General features: G+C 70.3%; 13 protein-coding genes. 4 read left to right on the forward strand and 9 right to left on the reverse strand.

The window, feature by feature from the left end:
• Nucleotides 1–7: 7 nt before the first annotated feature.
• Complete coding sequence (locus tag ACQEVZ_RS07515) at nucleotides 8–235, forward strand: hypothetical protein (RefSeq protein ID WP_433363109.1); 228 nt, start codon at nucleotides 8–10, stop codon at nucleotides 233–235.
• A gap of 417 nt (nucleotides 236–652) precedes the next feature.
• Nucleotides 653–1,822, forward strand: a complete 1,170-nt coding sequence (locus ACQEVZ_RS07520) for a leucine-rich repeat domain-containing protein (protein ID WP_433363112.1) — start codon at nucleotides 653–655, stop codon at nucleotides 1,820–1,822.
• A 182-nt stretch (nucleotides 1,823–2,004) separates the two neighbouring features.
• On the opposite strand, the gene ACQEVZ_RS07525 is transcribed toward ACQEVZ_RS07520, so the two are convergent.
• The 6 genes from ACQEVZ_RS07525 to ACQEVZ_RS07550 form a co-directional block, all read right to left on the reverse strand.
• Complete coding sequence (locus ACQEVZ_RS07525) at nucleotides 2,005–3,129, reverse strand: sensor histidine kinase (RefSeq protein ID WP_433363115.1); 1,125 nt, start codon at nucleotides 3,127–3,129, stop codon at nucleotides 2,005–2,007.
• Nucleotides 3,130–3,131: 2 nt separating this feature from the next.
• Nucleotides 3,132–3,803: a response regulator gene (locus ACQEVZ_RS07530; RefSeq protein ID WP_433363118.1), complete on the reverse strand. Its 672-nt coding sequence runs from the start codon at nucleotides 3,801–3,803 to the stop codon at nucleotides 3,132–3,134.
• 96 nt (nucleotides 3,804–3,899) lie between these two features.
• Nucleotides 3,900–6,071 (reverse strand): MMPL family transporter, encoded by a 2,172-nt coding sequence (locus tag ACQEVZ_RS07535; protein WP_433363121.1) that lies wholly within the window; start codon nucleotides 6,069–6,071, stop codon nucleotides 3,900–3,902.
• 297 nt (nucleotides 6,072–6,368) lie between these two features.
• Nucleotides 6,369–7,187, reverse strand: a complete 819-nt coding sequence (locus tag ACQEVZ_RS07540; protein ID WP_433363124.1) for a carbohydrate ABC transporter permease — start codon at nucleotides 7,185–7,187, stop codon at nucleotides 6,369–6,371.
• On the reverse strand, nucleotides 7,184–8,125 hold the full coding sequence (locus ACQEVZ_RS07545) for a carbohydrate ABC transporter permease (RefSeq protein ID WP_433363127.1): 942 nt from the start codon (nucleotides 8,123–8,125) through the stop codon (nucleotides 7,184–7,186). Before ACQEVZ_RS07545 ends, ACQEVZ_RS07540 begins: the two co-directional genes overlap by 4 nt.
• Before the next feature lie 27 nt (nucleotides 8,126–8,152).
• On the reverse strand, nucleotides 8,153–9,394 hold the full coding sequence (locus ACQEVZ_RS07550) for a sugar ABC transporter substrate-binding protein (RefSeq protein WP_433363130.1): 1,242 nt from the start codon (nucleotides 9,392–9,394) through the stop codon (nucleotides 8,153–8,155).
• Nucleotides 9,395–9,637: 243 nt separating this feature from the next.
• Between ACQEVZ_RS07550 and ACQEVZ_RS07555 the strand changes: the two genes are divergently transcribed.
• The gene (locus tag ACQEVZ_RS07555; protein ID WP_433363133.1) at nucleotides 9,638–11,143 is read left to right on the forward strand and encodes an alpha-N-arabinofuranosidase; all 1,506 of its coding nucleotides are present in this window, start codon (nucleotides 9,638–9,640) and stop codon (nucleotides 11,141–11,143) included.
• A 4-nt stretch (nucleotides 11,144–11,147) separates the two neighbouring features.
• On the forward strand, nucleotides 11,148–12,164 hold the full coding sequence (locus ACQEVZ_RS07560) for a LacI family DNA-binding transcriptional regulator (protein ID WP_433363136.1): 1,017 nt from the start codon (nucleotides 11,148–11,150) through the stop codon (nucleotides 12,162–12,164).
• A 111-nt stretch (nucleotides 12,165–12,275) separates the two neighbouring features.
• On the opposite strand, the gene ACQEVZ_RS07565 is transcribed toward ACQEVZ_RS07560, so the two are convergent.
• The 3 genes from ACQEVZ_RS07565 to ACQEVZ_RS07575 all read right to left on the reverse strand — a co-directional run bounded on the left by ACQEVZ_RS07565 (nucleotide 12,276) and on the right by ACQEVZ_RS07575 (nucleotide 17,365).
• A complete protein-coding gene (locus ACQEVZ_RS07565; protein ID WP_433363139.1) occupies nucleotides 12,276–15,593 on the reverse strand; it encodes a beta-L-arabinofuranosidase domain-containing protein in 3,318 nt (1,105 codons plus the stop codon).
• 114 nt (nucleotides 15,594–15,707) lie between these two features.
• Entirely contained in the window at nucleotides 15,708–16,742 is a 1,035-nt protein-coding gene (locus tag ACQEVZ_RS07570) for a COG1470 family protein (protein ID WP_433363141.1), read from the reverse strand.
• The gene (locus ACQEVZ_RS07575) at nucleotides 16,742–17,365 is read right to left on the reverse strand and encodes a hypothetical protein (protein WP_354899322.1); all 624 of its coding nucleotides are present in this window, start codon (nucleotides 17,363–17,365) and stop codon (nucleotides 16,742–16,744) included. Before ACQEVZ_RS07575 ends, ACQEVZ_RS07570 begins: the two co-directional genes overlap by 1 nt.
• Nucleotides 17,366–17,367 lie beyond the last annotated feature (2 nt).

Below are 17,367 nucleotides of genomic sequence, written 5' to 3' on the forward strand. Positions count from 1 at the left end.
TTGTGCAATGGCCGAGTCTCATACCCCTGCCGATGACATCGTCTACGACCTCGTAAGTATCCAGTACCACGCCCTCAAAGGCAGCCAGGTGTGCGCGAAGTACGCTGCCGACGCCAAGGGCCACGACGACGTCGAGGCGTTCATCGAACAGGTCCGCCGCGAGGACGCCGACCGCGCCGTGCGCGCCCACGAACTGCTGGGCAGGCTCACCACTGCGCGCGCCGGCATCGGCTGAACAAGGACAGCGGCGGCCAAGGCTGGGTTTCGGCCTTGGCCGCCGCCTCCACTGATCGGGAGTGTCCACGCCGTCCACCGGCCCACCACCCGGCGCCACTTCGGCACGGACCTCACCGCTCCACGCGCCGAGCAGCCGGGCCGCGGACCACAGGACCCGCGAGGCCCCGTCGGAGCCCGGAAAGGGCCGCGCGTCCCAGCCGCTGTAGGCCGCCACACGTTCCATGAGCACCGCCGCTACCAGCCCGGTCCGGGGCTGCGGCGGGCGGCCGGGCCCGGTCGGTCACGCCGCACGCTCGACGACGAACGCCTCTGCTGGTGGTATCGCGTTCCGTGACGATCGACTGTCGTATGTGAGGTTGCGGAGAGCTACTAGGGTGCCGAACACCCCACCCTCAACGGAAACGGTTGGCAGCGCGTGCCCACGACAGATGAGCTCATCAAAGACGCCCGCACGAACGGCGGCACCCGCCTCGACCTGTCCGGTCGCCGCCTCACGAAGCTTCGTCCGGCCATTCGAGACCTCACCACGGTCACCACACTCGACCTGAGCGGCAACCGGCTGACCGCGCTGCCGGCCTGGATCGGCGAGCTGACCGCGCTGACCGACATACGCCTCGACAACAACCAGCTCACCGCGCTGCCGGACGAGATCGGCGAGCTGGTCGCGCTCCAGCACATCACGGCCAGTGGCAACCAACTGGTGACGCTGCCCGACCGGATGCGCGACCTCGCCGCACTGACCACGCTGCGGCTCGACCGCAATGCGTTCACGACGCTGCCCGACTGGTGCGCGGACCTACGCTCCTTGCACACCCTTCGCGTCACCGGCAACAAGCTGACCCGGCTGCCCGACAACATCGGCGAGCTGGCCGCCCTCGTCGACCTTCGCGCCGACGACAACGAGATCGACGCGCTGCCGGAAACGATCTGCGACCTCGGCGGTCTCCGCTCGCTCCAGCTGCGCGACAACGAGATCGTCGCGCTGCCCGAATCGATCGGAAAGCTGTCCTCCCTGACCGGGCTGGATCTCAACTCGAACCAGCTCACCGCCTTGCCGGCGTCGTTCGCCGACCTCGTCAACCTGACCACGCTGTCGTTGGGATTCAACCGGTTCACCGAGTTCCCGGCGCAGCTGCGCAGCTGCACCGCGCTCGAATACCTCTACTTCACCGGCCCGGTGAGCCAGGTGCCCGGCTGGATCGGCGAACTGACCCGGCTGACACGGCTCGCCATCCGCAACGGTCGGCTGACCAGCCTGCCTGAGTCGATCGGCGAGCTCACCGCACTGACCTGGATGAACATCGCCGGCCACGAACTCGCGACGGTCCCCGACTCAATCGGCCGGCTCCGCGAGCTGGAGACCTTGGATCTGTCGTACAACAAATTGCGCTCGCTGCCCGACTCGATCGGCAACCTGCACGCGTTGCGCGCGCTCTACCTCGACGAGAATCTGCTCACCACGATGCCTGAGTCGGTGCAGGCGCTCGACCAGCTCCAATACCTACGCGCCAGGTTCAACTCGTTCACCGCGAAGCCGCGCGTTCCGGTGACTACCAAGGTCGAGGCCAAGCCCAACCGCTCCTGACACCCGCGTCGGCGCTTCATGCATCGATGTCAGCCCCAGACGAGACGCGGTTTACCGACTGGCCCGGGCGGTCGCCGACGGCGGGCGTAGGTGCGGCCGGTGCCCCGTCGGGCCGGGATCGTCCGGTTGCAGGTCGCCGGTGCGGACGGCAGGAATGGATGGTGCGCGGCTTGCCCGCCGGGTCAGTCCGCCGCCAACGGCAGGCTGACGTGAACAACGAACCTCCCGGTGATCATGCCGGCCGTGAACCGGCCGCCGGCCGACTCGGCGCGTTCCCGCATGCCGATCATGCCGTGGCCCGTGCCCGGTCCTTGCACGCCCGGCTGCGCCGGATTGGCGAGCGTGATGTCGAGTGTGTCCTCGTTGTACCTGACGTCCAGGTCCACGGCTCCCCCGCCACCGTGCTTGCGGGCGTTGGTCAGTGCCTCCTGCACGATCCGGTAGGCGGCGAGGTCGGCGGTGCCGGTGAGCGGTCGCGGAGCGCCGGCGCGGGTCAGGCGGACTTCGAGCCCGGCCTGGCGGAACCCGTCCAGCAACGCGTCGAGCCCGGCGAAGGTGGGTGCCGGTTGCCGGTCGTCCGGCTCGTCGTCGGCCCGCAGCAGGCCGACCGTCGCCCGTAGCTCGTCCAGGGCCGCCCGGCTGGTCTCCTTGATGCCGGCGAGGGCCTGGTAGGCGCGGTCCGGATCGGTGCGCAGCAGGTGGTGTGCGACGCCGGCCTGTGCGTTGACCAGGGTGATGTGGTGAGCGACGACGTCGTGGAGGTCGCGGGCGATACGGACGCGCTCCTCGCGCACCTGCCGGCGGGCCTCCGTTTCACTGTCCCGTTCGGCCTCTGCCGCCCGGCGGCGTTCCTGGGTCAGGAGCGTGCGCTGGTTGCGCACCGAGTCGCCGATCGCGACCGCGGCAGCGATGTAGTTCAGCGGCAGGAGGTTGCGGATGTCGAAGAGATGCCCCGGAAGCCACCACATGGAGCTGCCGGTGAGCAGCAGCACGGCGACGGCACCGTACGCCGCCGCGGTGCGCCGTCCGGCCCGCAGCGCGAGGGTGTACAACGCCACCATGGTCGGCACGTCCGCCAGCACGAGGTGCGGCGGGAACGCCGGCAGGGCCGCCCCGCACAGCACCGTGACGACCACGACCGCGCGAGGGTGGCGCTGCCGCACCAGCAGCGCCCCGGCCCCAACCAGCACGAGCACGAGCTGGGGAATCGTCGGCTTGAACAACCCGGGGCCGTGGCCGTAGGCGATCTGCGCCAGACCGATCAGCACGACCACCAGCGAGAGCCCGCCGGCCCGCAACCCGCGCACGGTCAGCTCCGTCCCGGCGTGACGAGGCCCGTCTCGTAGGCGAACACCACGAGCTGGGCGCGGTCGCGCGCGCCGATCTTCATCATGGCGCGGTTGACGTGTGTCTTGGCGGTCGCGGCGCTGATCGACAGCCGCCGGCCGATCTCGTCGTTCGACAGTCCCGTGCCGGCCAGCGCGACGATCTCCCGCTCTCTCGTGGTGAGGTCGGCCAAGCGGGCGTCGGCGCCGGCGGTGGCCTGGTCCGGCATCGTGAGGAACCGGCCGATCAGCGCGGTCGTCGCGGCCGGCGACAGCAACGACTCACCCGCGGCGACAGTGCGGATCGCCTGCAGGAGGTCGGCGGGGTCGACCCCCTTGCCGAGAAAGCCGCTGGCCCCGGCGCGCAGCGCGGCAAGGACGTGCTCGTCGGTCTCGAACGTGGTGAGGATGAGTACCCGGGTGCCGGCCAGGCTCTGCGCCCCGGCGATCCGACCAGTGGCGGCGATGCCGTCGCTGCCGGGCATCCGGATGTCCATCAGGACGACGTCAGGGCCGGTCTGCAACGCCTTCGCGACGGCCTCGTCGCCCGTGGAGGCCTCGGCGACGACCTCGATGTCCGCGGCGGCGTCCAGCAGCAGCCGGAAGGTGGCCCGTAGCAGCGCCTGGTCGTCGGCGAGGAGGACGCGGATCGTCACGTGCAATGCCTTCCCTGGTCATTCGGTCGGTTCCATCATCCGCTGACGGTGGGGTGCCCGGACACGGGACGCATGTCCGGGCACCCCGTACTGAACTCATCCGACGGCGGCCGGCTCCCGTTCTTGTGCCGGCTGCGTCTCCGGGGCGCCCTCGACCGCCACATGCGGCGTGACCTTCTCCGCCCAGCGCGGATACCACCAGTTGTACCGGCCGAGCACCGTCATCAGCGCCGGGACGAGGGTCATCCGCACGACAAAGGCGTCGATCAGCACGGCGACCGCCAGGCCGACGCCGATCGCAGCGACGATCCGCTGGCCACCGAACGCGAAGGAGGCGAACACACCGACCATGATCAGCGCAGCGGTGGCGATGACCCGGCCGGTCTCGCTCACGCCGACCCGCACGGCCCGGCGGTTGTCGCCGGTGTGCCTCCACTCCTCATGCATCCGGCTGACCAGGAACACCTGATAGTCCATCGACAGACCGAACACGATCCCGACGATCATCACGGGGACGATGTACATGATCGGCCCACCGGAGCCGACCCGCATCAGCTCGCTGCCCCAGCCGAACTGGAACACGGCCGTGATGGCGCCGAGGCCGACCAGGATGCTCGTGATGTTGCTCAACGCCCCCACCAGCGGCACCAGGAAGCTGCGGTACGCCACCGCCAGCAGCAGGAACCCGAGAACCGCGATGATGCCCAGGTACAGCGGAAGCCTGCCCATCAGCGCGTCGGCCAGGTCCTGACTCGAGGCCGCCTTCCCACCGACGTAGACGCGCAGGCCGGTCCCGGCTTCCGCTGACGGGATGACGTCACCACGCAGACGCTCGATCAGGTCCGCCGTCTCCGCGGCCTGCGCGCTGCCGGCGGGGACGATCGTCGTCATACCGGCCGTGCCGTCCGCCGACGCGCTCACCGGAGTCACCGCGACCACACCGGGCACCCCGGCGAGCCGGTCGGCCAGCTGCGCGAACGCCTGCTTCGACCGGGCGTCGGGAGTGCTCGCCGCGACGACGAGCGGGTTGTCGAAGCCCGCGCCGAACGCGGTCGACGTCATCACGGCGTACCGGTGCGACCGCGACCCGGACGGGTCGCTGCTCGCGTCGGTGTCACCGACACGCATCTGCAGGACCGGCGCCGCGAGCACCATGACCGCCACCAGCGCGAGCGGAACCACCAGCCACGGCGCCCGCTGGACCAGACGGGCCCACCCGGCGGCGAGTCCGCCCGGCCGGTGGTCCTCGACGACACCCTCGGCCAGCTGCGCGCGCTGCCGCTTCGACAGCACCTTCACCCCCAGCGTGCCCAGCAACGCCGGCAGCAACGTCAAGGCGGCCAGCACCGTGCACGCCACCGTCACCGCGGCGGCCTCGCCCATGCCGGTGAGCACCCCCATGCCGACGACCCGGATCCCGGCCAGCGCCACGATGACCGTCAGCCCGGCGAAGACCACCGCCCGGCCGGAGGTGTCGGCCGCCCGGACCACCGCATCCGCGACCGAATGACCGGCGAGCAGCCCTTTGCGGGTGCGGTTGACGATGAACAGCGCATAGTCGATGCCGACGGCCAGACCCATCATCGACGCCATGGTGATCGACGTCGCATCCAGCGTGACGACGTGCGAGGCGACCACGACGAGCAGCAGTGACACGACCACGCCGGCGATCCCGGTGATGAGCGGCAGCCACGACGCCCACCACGACCGGAACATCAGCATCAGCAGCACCAGCGCCACGACCAGGCCGACGGCCTCACCGCCGTGGCTCGGCTGCGGCTGGTGGTCGAACGCGGTGCCGCCGTAGGTCAGCTCCACTCCTTTGAGCGCAGCCCGGTCCAGGACCTGCTCGACGCCGGCGACGTCTGCGTCGGAGCGCAGGATCACCTGGGCATACGCCGTGTTCGCGGACGGTGCCACCTGTCGAGCGCCGGCCTCGCCGTACGGACTCACCACGGAGACCACGCCCGGCTGCCTACCGACCTCGTCCAGCAGACCATCGATCTGCTGTCGCACCTGCGCCGACGTCACCGAACCAGCCGTCGCGTGCCATGCGACCCTGCCTGCGGTCGTCGCCTCGCCCGCACCGCCGGACACCCGAGCGAGCAGCGCATACGCCTTCGACGACTGGCTGTCGGGCATCTCGGCAGAGGTCTTGAACGCCGTCCCGCCGACGATCACCAGCGCGAGCAGGCCCACCACCACCAGCAGCCAGCCGGCGAAGACGGTCTTGCGGTGCCTGACGCACCAGCGTGCCAGCACAGACATGGAGCAGGTCCCTTCGTCACCACGGTGGAGCAGAACGCCTCCACTGTCGCGACCAGACCCGTCCCACGTCGTCGGCCAACCACGGTGATCGCACATACCGCGGTCGCCGCAGCCGGGCCCTGCGTACCGCCGATGCGGTATCCGGCGAGCCCGAGCAGCATCGACGACGTCAACCCGCCGCTGTCGGCAGGAGCCGGCCAACTGGACGGTCGCCGGCGCGCGGCCCGGTGCGCGGGAAGCTCGTCGACGTCGGCTTCCCGGCAGCGACACCGCGCCGACACCGGCGCGGTGTCGCGGCTATTTGACCGCGCCCATGGTCAGACCCGAGGACAGCAGCCGCAGGCTGGCCACGTACACCACGAGCACAGGCACCGCGGAGACGACGGCGAACGCCATCATCGCCGGCCAGTCCGCGCCGTAAGCGCCGGACTGCACCGCGATCAGCGACGACAGCGGGTACTTCTCGGGCGAGAGCATGAACGTCATGCCATAGAGGAACTCGCCCCACGAGACGAGGAAGATCACCGAGGACACGGTGAGGATCCCGTTCCGGGCGAGCGGCAGCGCCACCGACCAGAACGTGCGGATCGTGGAGCCACCGTCGACGCGTGCGGCCTCTTCGATGGCGGTCGGGATCTGCCCGAAGAACGGGCGCAGCAGCAGGATCGCCCACGGAAGGAACATGGCCGCGTCCGCGAGCACGAGGCCGAGCGTCGAGTCGAGCAGTCCCCACTTCGACAGCAGCCAGAACAGCGGGATGAGATTCGCGGTCTGCGGCACCATCTGGAGGACGACGAGAAGGACGAGCGCCGGCACGACGATCGCGCTTCGCGCTCTGGCGAGCGCGTACGCGGCGGGCGTCGCGAACGCGAGGCACACGGCCGTCGTGCCGATCGCCACGGTCGCCGACTGACGAACAGCGGCACCGAGCGCCGGATCAGCGATGGCGGCGCGGTACGCCTCGAGCGTCGGATGGAACATGATCGAGGCCTGACTCGACAGCACCTCGCCCTGGCTCTTGAGCGACGTGAGGACGATCCACAGCAACGGAAGCCCGTAGAGCACATAGAGCACGGAGCGGAACGAGAAGGCGACCGGCTCGCGGCGGCGGATCATGCCTCCCCTTCGGTTCGGCGGACGTCGCGGGAGTAGATCAGCGCGAGCACGACGACAACGGCGAGCGCGATGAGCGCCGTCGCGGCCCCCCGTCCGTAGTCGAGTGTCAAGAACGCTTCGGAGTACGCGAGAAACGGCAGCGTCGTGGATGCCGTTCCCGGTCCGCCGGACGTCATGACGTAGATGAAGTCGAAGCTGCGGAAGGCGTACACGATCGTCAGGATCGTGAGTACGGTCGCCGCGGTGCGGCCCGCGGGCATCAGCACATGCCATACCCGCTTCCACGGCCGCGCCCCGTCGAGCTCCGCGGCCTCCAGCACCTGCGGGTCGACGCCGAGCAGCGCCGCGCGCAGAACCAGTGCGTTGAACGGCACGACTGCCCAGGCATTGACCAGCGCGACCGACCACAGGGCGAGATCGGAGTCGTAGAGGAACCCCACCCCGTGACCGCCGAGGGTTCGGAGGATCTGGTTGACCAGGCCCTGGTCAGCCAGGAGGAACTTCCAGATCGATCCGTTGACGACCGGTGGCAACGCCCAGACGAACACCATCAGACCGAGCAGGAAGGAGCCACCGCGGGTCGACGACAAGACGGCGACGGCGACCATGAAGCCGCCGACCATCCCGATCGCGGTCACGATGATGACGAACGCCAACGTGTTGGCCAGGACCTGACCGAAGTCACGCTCGCGCAGCATCGCCGCGTAGTTGTCGAGACCGACGAGGTCCCAGTCGGAGTTGAGGGTCGCCGCACTCACCGCGTGCAGGCTCATGCTGCCGAGCTGTACGAGCGGCCAGACGGCCAGCGCGAGCAACAGGGCGCCTGCGGGAGTCGCCAGGGCGATACGACGGTCGACGGTGCGGCCGTGGCGCCGGCCTCTCCGCGCCCGTGCGGGTGCGGAGAGACCGGCGGCGGTCGTGCTCGTCGGCGTGGGCACCGGGGGCACGCTCGAACTCATCCGACCTCAGCCCTTCAACAGGGGCGTGAGCTGGTCGATCAGCTCGTTGGCGAGTTGTTCCGGCTTGCCCTGACCCGAGATCGCCTTCGACCAGGAGTTGCCGACGAGCGTCTCGACCTTGTCGACGTTCTTGGACGGCACCTGTGGGCTCGGCGACGGGCGCCCCTGCTGCTGCACGATCTTGCCGAACACGCTGAGGACTGGGTCACCGCTGATCTTCGCGGACGCCGCGGCGTCCGCGCGCGCCGGGATCGAGCCGAACGCGTCGAGCAGCGTGAGCTCGCCGTCGACCGAGAAGAACGCGTCCTCGAGGAACTGCTTCGCCAGGTCGGGGTGCTTCGAGAACGCCCCGACGTTCTGCACCTCGCCGCCCAGCAGGACGCCGCCCTGCGAGGTGATCGGCAGAGGTGCGACGCCGTACTTGAACTTGGCCTGGGCCGCGGCGGCGATCTGCCAGTTGCCGTTGACCGCGAACACCGACGAGCCGCCGGCGAACTGCTGGAACGGGACCACCTGGTCCCACGCCGCCGCCTCTTTGGACAGGTATCCCTTGGCGGTCCAGTCCTGGAGCATCGTGTAGGTCTGCGCCATGGGCGCGGCCTGAGCGTTGCCGTAGGTGAACCCGTTCGACGTGAACCAGGGGAAGCCCTGCCACTGGCTCTCGAGGCCCGGCTTGCCGGTGAGCGTTATTCCCTGCTTGCCGGCCTTGACGGCCTTCGCCATCACGCCCTCGAGCTCGGGAATCGTGGTGGGGACCTGGGCGCCGAACTGGTCGAGCAGGTCCTTGTTGTACCAGAGGCCGAGCAGGTTGACGTAGCCCTGGACGCCGTACAGCTTCCCGTCGACCTTCTGCAGCACGCCGTCGGGGAACTGCTTGGCGTCGGAGTACGTGGACCACCAGTCGTCCATCGGCTTGATCGCGCCGGCCTGTGCCAGCGGGTAGGTGCCCGAGGCACCGAAGACCAGCACGTCGGGGCCCGTCTTGGCGCCCGCGGCGGTGACCGCCTTCGTCGTCATCTGCTCGACCGGCACGTACTGGAACTGGACGTGCACGCCGGGGTGTTTGGCCTCGAACGCGGTCGCAAGCCGCTGCAGGCCCTGCACCTGTCCGTCGGTGTTGTAGTAATGCCAGACCGTCAGCGTGGTCGAGCCCTCACTGCTCGGACTGCCGGACGAGCAGGCCGCCAGGCCGAGCGTTGCGGCCCCGACCAGCGCGACGAGCGCGCGGGCGAGGCGTGCGTTTCTCATGAGCTGTCTTCCTCCTGTCGCCATGGACCGTGCGGCGATGCCGCCGAACCCCAGGTTTGTTTCATCGATGAATCGGCCCTGTTAGGGCAGTGACTTTGCACGCCGAAAAGCTTTTCGTCAAGCGTCTCCAGCAAACTGCCGCTTGGTCAGCGGTCACGTTGACGCTGCAACTTCTGTCGCCTAATTTCATCGATGAACAACCGAGAGAGGTAGATCGTCGACGTGGATGACCACACCCCCGCCGTGCCCGTGAGGCTCCGGCTGGCCCGCCGGATCGGCATCGCGAACCCGCGCCTGTTCGGCTCGTTCGTCGAGCACCTGGGCCGCGGCGTCTACGGCGGGCTGTTCGCCCCCGACGACCCGTCCGCGACGCCTGAAGGCTTCCGCGGCGACGTGCTCGAGCTCGTCCGCGAGCTCGGCGTCACCGTGGTGCGCTATCCCGGCGGGAACTTCGTCTCGGGTTACGACTGGCGCGACGGCGTCGGCCCGCGAGACGTCCGCCCACGCCGCCTCGACCTCGCCTGGAAGACCATCGAGCCGAACATCTTCGGCACCGACGAGTTCGTGGCCTGGTGCCGGCACGCCGGCGTCGAGCCGATGCTCGCGCTCAACCTCGGCCTCGGCGACACACGCTCGGCGCTCGACCTGCTCGAATACGCCAACTACCCGGGCGGCACGACGCTCTCCGACGCGCGCGTCGCGAACGGCTCACCCGAGCCGCACGACGTGCGCCTGTGGTGCCTCGGCAACGAGGCCGACGGCCGGTGGCAGCTCGGCCACCGCTCCGCAGCCGCCTACGCTGAGCACGCGGCCGTCACCGCCGCCGCGATGCGCCGGTTCGACCCCGCGCTCGAGCTCGTCGTGGTCGGCAGCTCGCACGAGCGGATGCCCACGTTCGGCGCGTGGGAGCGGGAAGTGTTGACCCGCACGATCGACCTCGTCGATCACCTGTCGTGCCACATCTACTTCTACGACGAGGGCGACCGCGCACGGTTCCTGCGCTCGTCGGACGTGCTGGACCGGTTCCTCGACGACGTCGCCGCGACCATCGCGCACGTGCGGGCCGCGACGCGCAGCGAGCGCGACATCCGCATCAGCCTCGACGAGTGGAACGTGTGGAACTACACGTCGTACGACGAGATCGAGCCACACCGCGTGTTCGAGGAGGCGCCGCGCATCCTCGAGGAGACGTACACGCTCGCCGACGCGGTCGTGGTCGGCACGTTGCTGCAGAGCATCCTGCGCCACGCCGACGTCGTCGCCGTCGCCGCGATGGCACAGCTCGTCAACGTGATCGGCCCGATCCGCGCCGAGCCCGGCCGGCCCGCATGGCGGCAGACCACCTTCCACCCGTTCGCCGCCGTCGCCCGCAGCGCGGGCCACACCGTGCTGGACACCCTGCCGGACACCCTGCTGGACACCGCGGCGGACGCGACGGGCGGCGCCGATGCGACCTGCGTCGTGACCGTCTCCCCGGGCGGCGACCACGCGCTCGTCCACCTGGCCAACCGTTCGACGAGCACGGTCACCGACATCGCGCTCGACCTGCGTGAGCTGGCCCCGCGCGTCGTCGAGCACGCCGAGCTGTTGTGGGCGCCGGACCCCACGGCGACGAACACGGCCGACGACCCCGACGCCGTCGTGCCGCGACCGCTGGACACGCGGCTCGACGACGGGACGCTCGCCCTTCGGCTGCCGCCTGTATCGTGGGCCACCGTCCGCATCGGCTGCGCAACCGGAAGTGGGTGAGCAGATGGCACGCAAGGACGAGAGCGTCACGATGGCCGACGTCGGCGCCCGCGCCGGCGTCACGGCCCGGACCGTGTCCAACGTGCTCTCCGGGCACACGTCGGTGCGGCCCGAGACGCGTGACCGCGTGCTGCGCGCCGTCGACGAACTCGGCTACCGCCTGAACACGTCAGCGCGCAGCTTGCGCACCGGGCGAACCGGCACGATCACGCTCGCCATCCCTGACCTGACGATCGACTACTTCACCGACCTCGCCGGGCGCATCATGACCGAGGCCGAGCGGCACGACTGGACCGTCGTCATCCAGCAGACCGGTGCACGCCGCGACATCGAGATCGCGATCCTCTCCGGCGCACGGCGCCAGCACTCCGACGGCCTGATCTTCCAGCCCCACGCGCTCGGGCCCGGCGACGAGCGGTACCTCACGGGCAACGACCGGCTCGTCATCCTCGGCGAGCGGATCTTCCGCGGACCCGTCGACCACGTCACCATGGCCAACACCGAGGCGGCCCGGCTCGCGACGCAGTACCTCATCGACCGCGGCCACCGCCGCATCGCCGCGATCGGCGCGAACCCGCGGGTCGCCACCACGTCGGCCGCGTCGCTGCGCCTCGATGCGTTTCGCGACACGCTCGCCGAGAACGGCCTTTCGCTGCCTGCCGAGCACGTCGTCACCGCCGAGGAGTGGCACCTGCGCGACGGTGCCGCCGGCATGGCGCGCCTCCTCGGCCTGCCGCAGCCGCCAGATGCGGTCTTCTGCTTCAACGACACGATGGCGTTCGGCGCGCTCCACACGCTCGCGGCCCGCGGCGTACGCGTGCCCGACGACGTGGCTGTCATCGGATTCGACAACGTGGCGATGGCGGAGTTCACCACGCCGCCGCTCACCACGATCGAGCCGGGCACCGCGCAGGTCGCCAAGCAGGCCGTCGACATGCTCGCAGCACGCGTCGCCGGCCGTGGCACACCGCCGACCGAGGTGCTCACGGACTACTCGCTCGTGGTGCGCAGGTCGGCCTGACCGCGCTGAGTCCAGGTGCGGGGCGGGGCGGACTGGTTGCCCTTGACCTGGACCGGCAGGTCCGCACCCCGGGGCGCCTGCGACTGCGGCCCCGGGGTGCGGAAGATCGCATCAGCTGTATGAGGCGGAGAACTCCGCCGTCACCGCCTGCCCATCGATGATGCCGGTGGCCTTGACGGTCACGGTGCCGGCCGGGATCGACGCGGCCCGCGAGTTGAACGACTGGTACGCCGACTTGCCGGGCGCCACCCCGGCGACCGTCCGCGAACCGTACGCCGTGATCAGCTCGATGGTGAGCGACACGCTGTCGTCGTTGCGCGCACTGACCGAGACGTACCTGGTCGCGCCGATCGTCTGCGTGCGGGCCTCGACGGCGACGCTGAGCGACGGCCCGGTCGCGAGCTCGCGCTCGGCCGCGACCGCCGCGGCCACCACCGCGTCCTTCTCGGCCCCCGTGTACAGCTGGGCCGCGAGGTCGTTGACCGCCGCCATGAACTGGCCGTGGGTCGCGAACGGCGCCCGGTCCCACAGTAGGTCCAGGAACGTCGGGCCGTCCGTGCCCGGAGACGTGACGCCGGTGACGGGGACGTCGTAGTTCGGCAGCCCGTCGTTGCGTTTGCGGTTGGGCACCCCGGAGTCGATCGAGCCGAAGACGACGGTCGGCTCGACCCGGCGGAAGTACGACGAGGCGGCCTGGGTGTCACTGATGTAGTACGGCCGCAGCGTGAACCCGCCCGCGGTGAACGTCTGGTCGCCGGCCGCCGTGACCGCCCCGGCCGTGACCGCCGCGCGCGAGTAGTCGCCGTCGCGCTTCAGGAAGCGGTACAGCGACAGCTCCCGCCAGGCGCCGCTGCCCGGGTTGCCCATGATCTGCAGCAGCACCGGACCCCAGAAGATCGCCTGGGTGTCAGGGCGGTCGATGGCCCGCTCGATGTGGATGCTGAACGGAATCTTGATCTCGACGACGTCGCCGCGGCTCCAGCTGCGGCTGAGCGTCACGTACGAGCCCGGCTGCGCGTTCAGGCTCTGTGCGACGCCGTTGACCGTGACGGCGAAGCCGCGCCGGCACCACCCGGGCACGCGCAGCTTCAGATCGAGCGGGCCGGTGCCGTCGATCGTGAGCTTCGTCTGGTCCGCGCGCGGGTACGTCGTCGCCTGCGTGACGGTGAAGCCCTTCTCGGCCCAGGTCAGCGTCGACGGCAGGTAGAGGTTGACCCACAGCGTGGTGTCGTCGTCGGACTTGAGGTAGATGGTCTCCTGGTACTTCGTGTGGTTCTCCAGCCCGGTGCCGCCGCAGCAGGTGCCGGTGTTGCCGTAGCTGCGCACGGTCCCCGGCGCCAGCGGCTGGAAGTACGTCACCTGGGGGTCGCCGGTGGAGGCGGTGTCGGCCCGCGACCCAGGGATCATGTTGAGCAGGCCGCGCTCGTAGTAGTCCATGTACGCCGGGTCGTGCTCGTGCAGGAAGAGGTTGCGGGCCAGCTTCATGACGTTGTACGTGGTGCAGGTCTCCGCGCCGCTGGTCGGCACCGAGTTGGCGATGTTGTCGCGGTTCTGGAACAGCTCGAGGTTGTTGTTGGAGCCGGGGTAGTTGCCGCCCGTGCCGCCGTGGGCGAACATGCGGTGCGGCACCATCATGCCGTAGAAGTTCTTCGCGGCGGCGAAGTACTCCTGTCCGCCGCCGTGCTCGAAGACGCGCAGGTATCCGATGAACTGCGGCACGTGGGTGTTGGCGTGCAGCCGCTCGCCACGGCGCCGGCCGGGCCGGTTCTGCGGGGTGACCACGAGGATGTCGCGGTTCTCCACGCAGGCGCCGAAGAGCGACTCGCGGTTGTCGAAGGCCTTGGCGGTCTCCAGGTGCTTCGCCTCGCCGGTGAGCGCGTAGATCTCCGGGAAGATCTCGTTCGCGCCGCCGAACTCGCCGCCGATGTAGAGGTCCCACATGTAGTTGAGGTCGTCGCGGGTCAGCGGGCCCTTGTAGTCGGGGTGGTTCTTGTCGCCGATGGTGAGCGCCAGGTGGGCCCAGTCCGCCATCTTCGTGACGACCTCGAGGGCCTGGGCGTTGTCGGTGTTGTAGTACGCGTCGAGCAGCCCGCGCATGATCTTGTGCTGCGTGTACCACGGCGCCCAGGTGTTGGTCTGGGCGTTGCCGCCGTAGACCGCCCAGCGCGGCGGGCCGAGGCGCAGCACGGCGTCCTCGGGGATGGCGCCGAGGTAGCCCGCGAACGTGGGGATCCAGTCGGCCGGCCCGGCCGTGGAGGCGGCCACGATGCCCGCGTCGCGGCCGTTGGGCGAGGAGTCCTTGAGCGCGGTGCCGTCGGCCTCGTCGAACTTGTACCACGCGATGTTGCCGCCCCCGGTGCTCCCGGCCGGGGAGTCCAGCATCGACAGCAGCTCGGTCTGGCTCAGCGCCCGGTCGAAGATGTGGAACTCGTCGATCGCCGCGTCCAGGAACGGGTCGCCGTACTGCGACCGGCCGATCCACCGGTTGCCGGGGTTGCCGAGGTTGGACGGGTTCAGCGTCATGTTGGCGTTGGTGCCGGCCGGCTGGGCGTTGACGTACAGCGTCCCCGTCTTGCCGGACAGCGTGACCGCGATGTGCACCCACTGGTTGGTGGGCAGCGCCGAGCTGCCGTTGATCTGCTGCTCCTGACCCGACCCGCCGACGGTGATGGCGAAGCGCGGCACGTTGCCGGTCGCGCCGGCCCGCGGGGTCAGGAACATGTTGACGGTCGTGGACTGGCCGAAGTCGAACAGCCGGGTCCAGCTGGTCGTGGAGGCGAGGTTGATCCAGGTCGCGATGGTGAAGTCGGTGAGCTGGTTGATGGCCTCCTGGGGCAGCGTGCAGTACTGCGCCTTGCTGGTGCCGTTGAGCTTCAGCGCGTTGCCGAAGCGGCCCGGCACGCGGCCGATCTGCGGGGCGGGCTGCTCCCCGCCGCCGGTGCCGCCGGTGCTCATCCGGGCCGTGATGGCGGCCTGGCACGCGGCCAGCTCGCCCACCATCCAGTCGAGCTTGGACTTGTAGACCGCCTCGCCCTGGTCGGCGTACGCCTGTGCGAGGGCGGTCATGTGGTGCCCGGCCCAGTGGCCGCTGAGCAGCCCGCCGTCCTCCCAGCCGCCCGGGACGTTGACCCCCGACGGGTTCGACCGGCCGGCCTGGTTGTTGAACAGCACCAGGAAGCGGCGCTCGTCGTAGGCGCGCAGGAACGCCTTGGTCCGGTCCCGCTTCTCCTGCAGCACGCCGCTGCCGAGCCGCACGTCGCGCAGCTGGAAGGGGCGCACGGGCGCGGTCCCGCCCGGGCCGGGCTGGGGCGGGGCGGCGGCCGCCGCGGTGACGGCCGCGGCGGCGGAGGCAGGGTCGAGCAGGCCCGCGCCGGCGATGGTCGCGGCGCCGAGCGCGGAGGCCTGCAGAATCTGACGTCGATTGGCCACTGAAGGTCATTCCTTCCCGAGGGGTGTACTGCATCTCATTGTTAGCGCTCACTTCGGATCGGGTCAATAACCCGTTTGAGGTGCGACCACCTCAATTGTTAGCGCTAACAATCGTCACTTCGCCGCGAGTGCCGAGGCCCGTCCTTCCCGCCGCGCCTCGTCCAGCAGGCGGGTCAAGCGACGGCGCCGGGTGCGCCGGAGGGTGCGCTGGACGAAGAAGAGCGCCACGAGCACCACCAGCACGAAGAGCTGCGGCCAGGGCACGATCCAGGCCGTCACCTCCGCCGTCGCCGGGCTCGCCCGCGTGCCCGCCCCGGCATCGCCGAGCACCGACGGGGTGAGCACCACCGTGGTTCGCACGCGGACCAGGCCCCACACGCCGCCGATGCGGGTGTCGGCCTCGCGGCCGCCGCCGGGCAACAGCTCCCCCGTCTCCACGCCTGCGTCGCGGCGGTGCGCGCCGAACAGCTCGGCGACGGAGGCGCCGGCGCGGGCGTCGACCCGCACGTTGCCGGTGTTGACCAGCGTGTAGGTGACATGGACCGCGCCGGGGCGAAGCGGGTTCCACGAGCGCTCATAGCGGGCGGTGAGGCCCCGCGCGGCCAGGGCGGCCTGCACGCTGCCGCTGGCGCGCAGCATCACCCGGAACCCGACCCGGCTCTCGACCTGGACGGTGCCGTTGCTGCTGAGCACCGAGGCGGCGATGCCGGCCGGGTGGTCGCCCGGGGCGGCGTCGCGCGGGACGGTGATGGTGAACGGCACGACCTTGGTCTCGTTCGCGCCGACGGTGATCTGCGGCTGCACCGCGATCCAGGTGCCACCGTCCTTGGAGGGCTGGTCGGCGGGCAGCATGTTGAAGCGGCCCTTGTCGGTGAGGTAACCGTCGGCGGCCGACAGGACGAAGACCGCCGGGATCTTGCCGAGGTTGCGCACGGCCATGTGCTCGGTGACGACCTGACCCGGGTCGAGGGTGCGCTCGACCCAGCGGCGGCCGTCCGGCCCCCTCTCGGTGGCGGGCTGGACGGTCCAGGTGAGCTTGCCGGCGGGGCTCGGGCTCGGGTCCGCGACGGCTGGGGTGGGGACGAGGGGGGCGGCCAGGACCGCGGTGAGCACCATCACCGCGGTCCGGGCCGAGCGGGACAGGATCATTACTCGAACAGCGAGATCGTCAGGGTGGCGTGGTAGGAGCCGGCCGCGACGTCGGCGGGGGTGCGCAGGAACAGGTCGGCGTTCACGTCGTACGAGCCGCCGGCCACCGCCGCCGAGTCGTACGTGGAGACCAGCAGCTCCTGGTCCTTGAGGCCGACGTTGTTGCCCGGCTGCGTCGGGTCGTCGAGCACCGTCACGACCTCCTCACCCTCGCTCACCTGGCCGGTCTCGCCGCCGTCGATCAGGCGCGGCTTCCAGCCGAGGTGGTCGGCGGTGATGGCGGGCTGCCCCGCCGTGCCGGTGAAGTTGCTGGACGTGCCGAGCACGGCCCATGCGGCCCCGGGCGGGACCTCCTCCGCGGTGCGGGTGTCGGTGACGGTGACCGTCGGCAGGGTGCCGGTGAACTGGCGCACCAGGGCGGTGGAGCCGTTCTCCGTCAGGTTCACCGCGTTGGCGGCGACGCTGAGAGCCAGGACGCCGGGCTGGTGGATCGCGGGGATGTCGACGGTCACGTTGACATCGCTGGAGTCCCCCGGGTCGGCGGCCGCGACGCCCGCGAAGGCGGTGCTACCCGCCAGCACGGCCGTGGCGGTGGCCAGGTGAAGTCGAGCGCGTGTGTTCATGC

Origin of the sequence: Dactylosporangium sp. CA-152071 (genome assembly GCF_050936335.1) — a bacterium.
GTDB lineage: Bacteria > Actinomycetota > Actinomycetes > Mycobacteriales > Micromonosporaceae > Dactylosporangium > Dactylosporangium maewongense.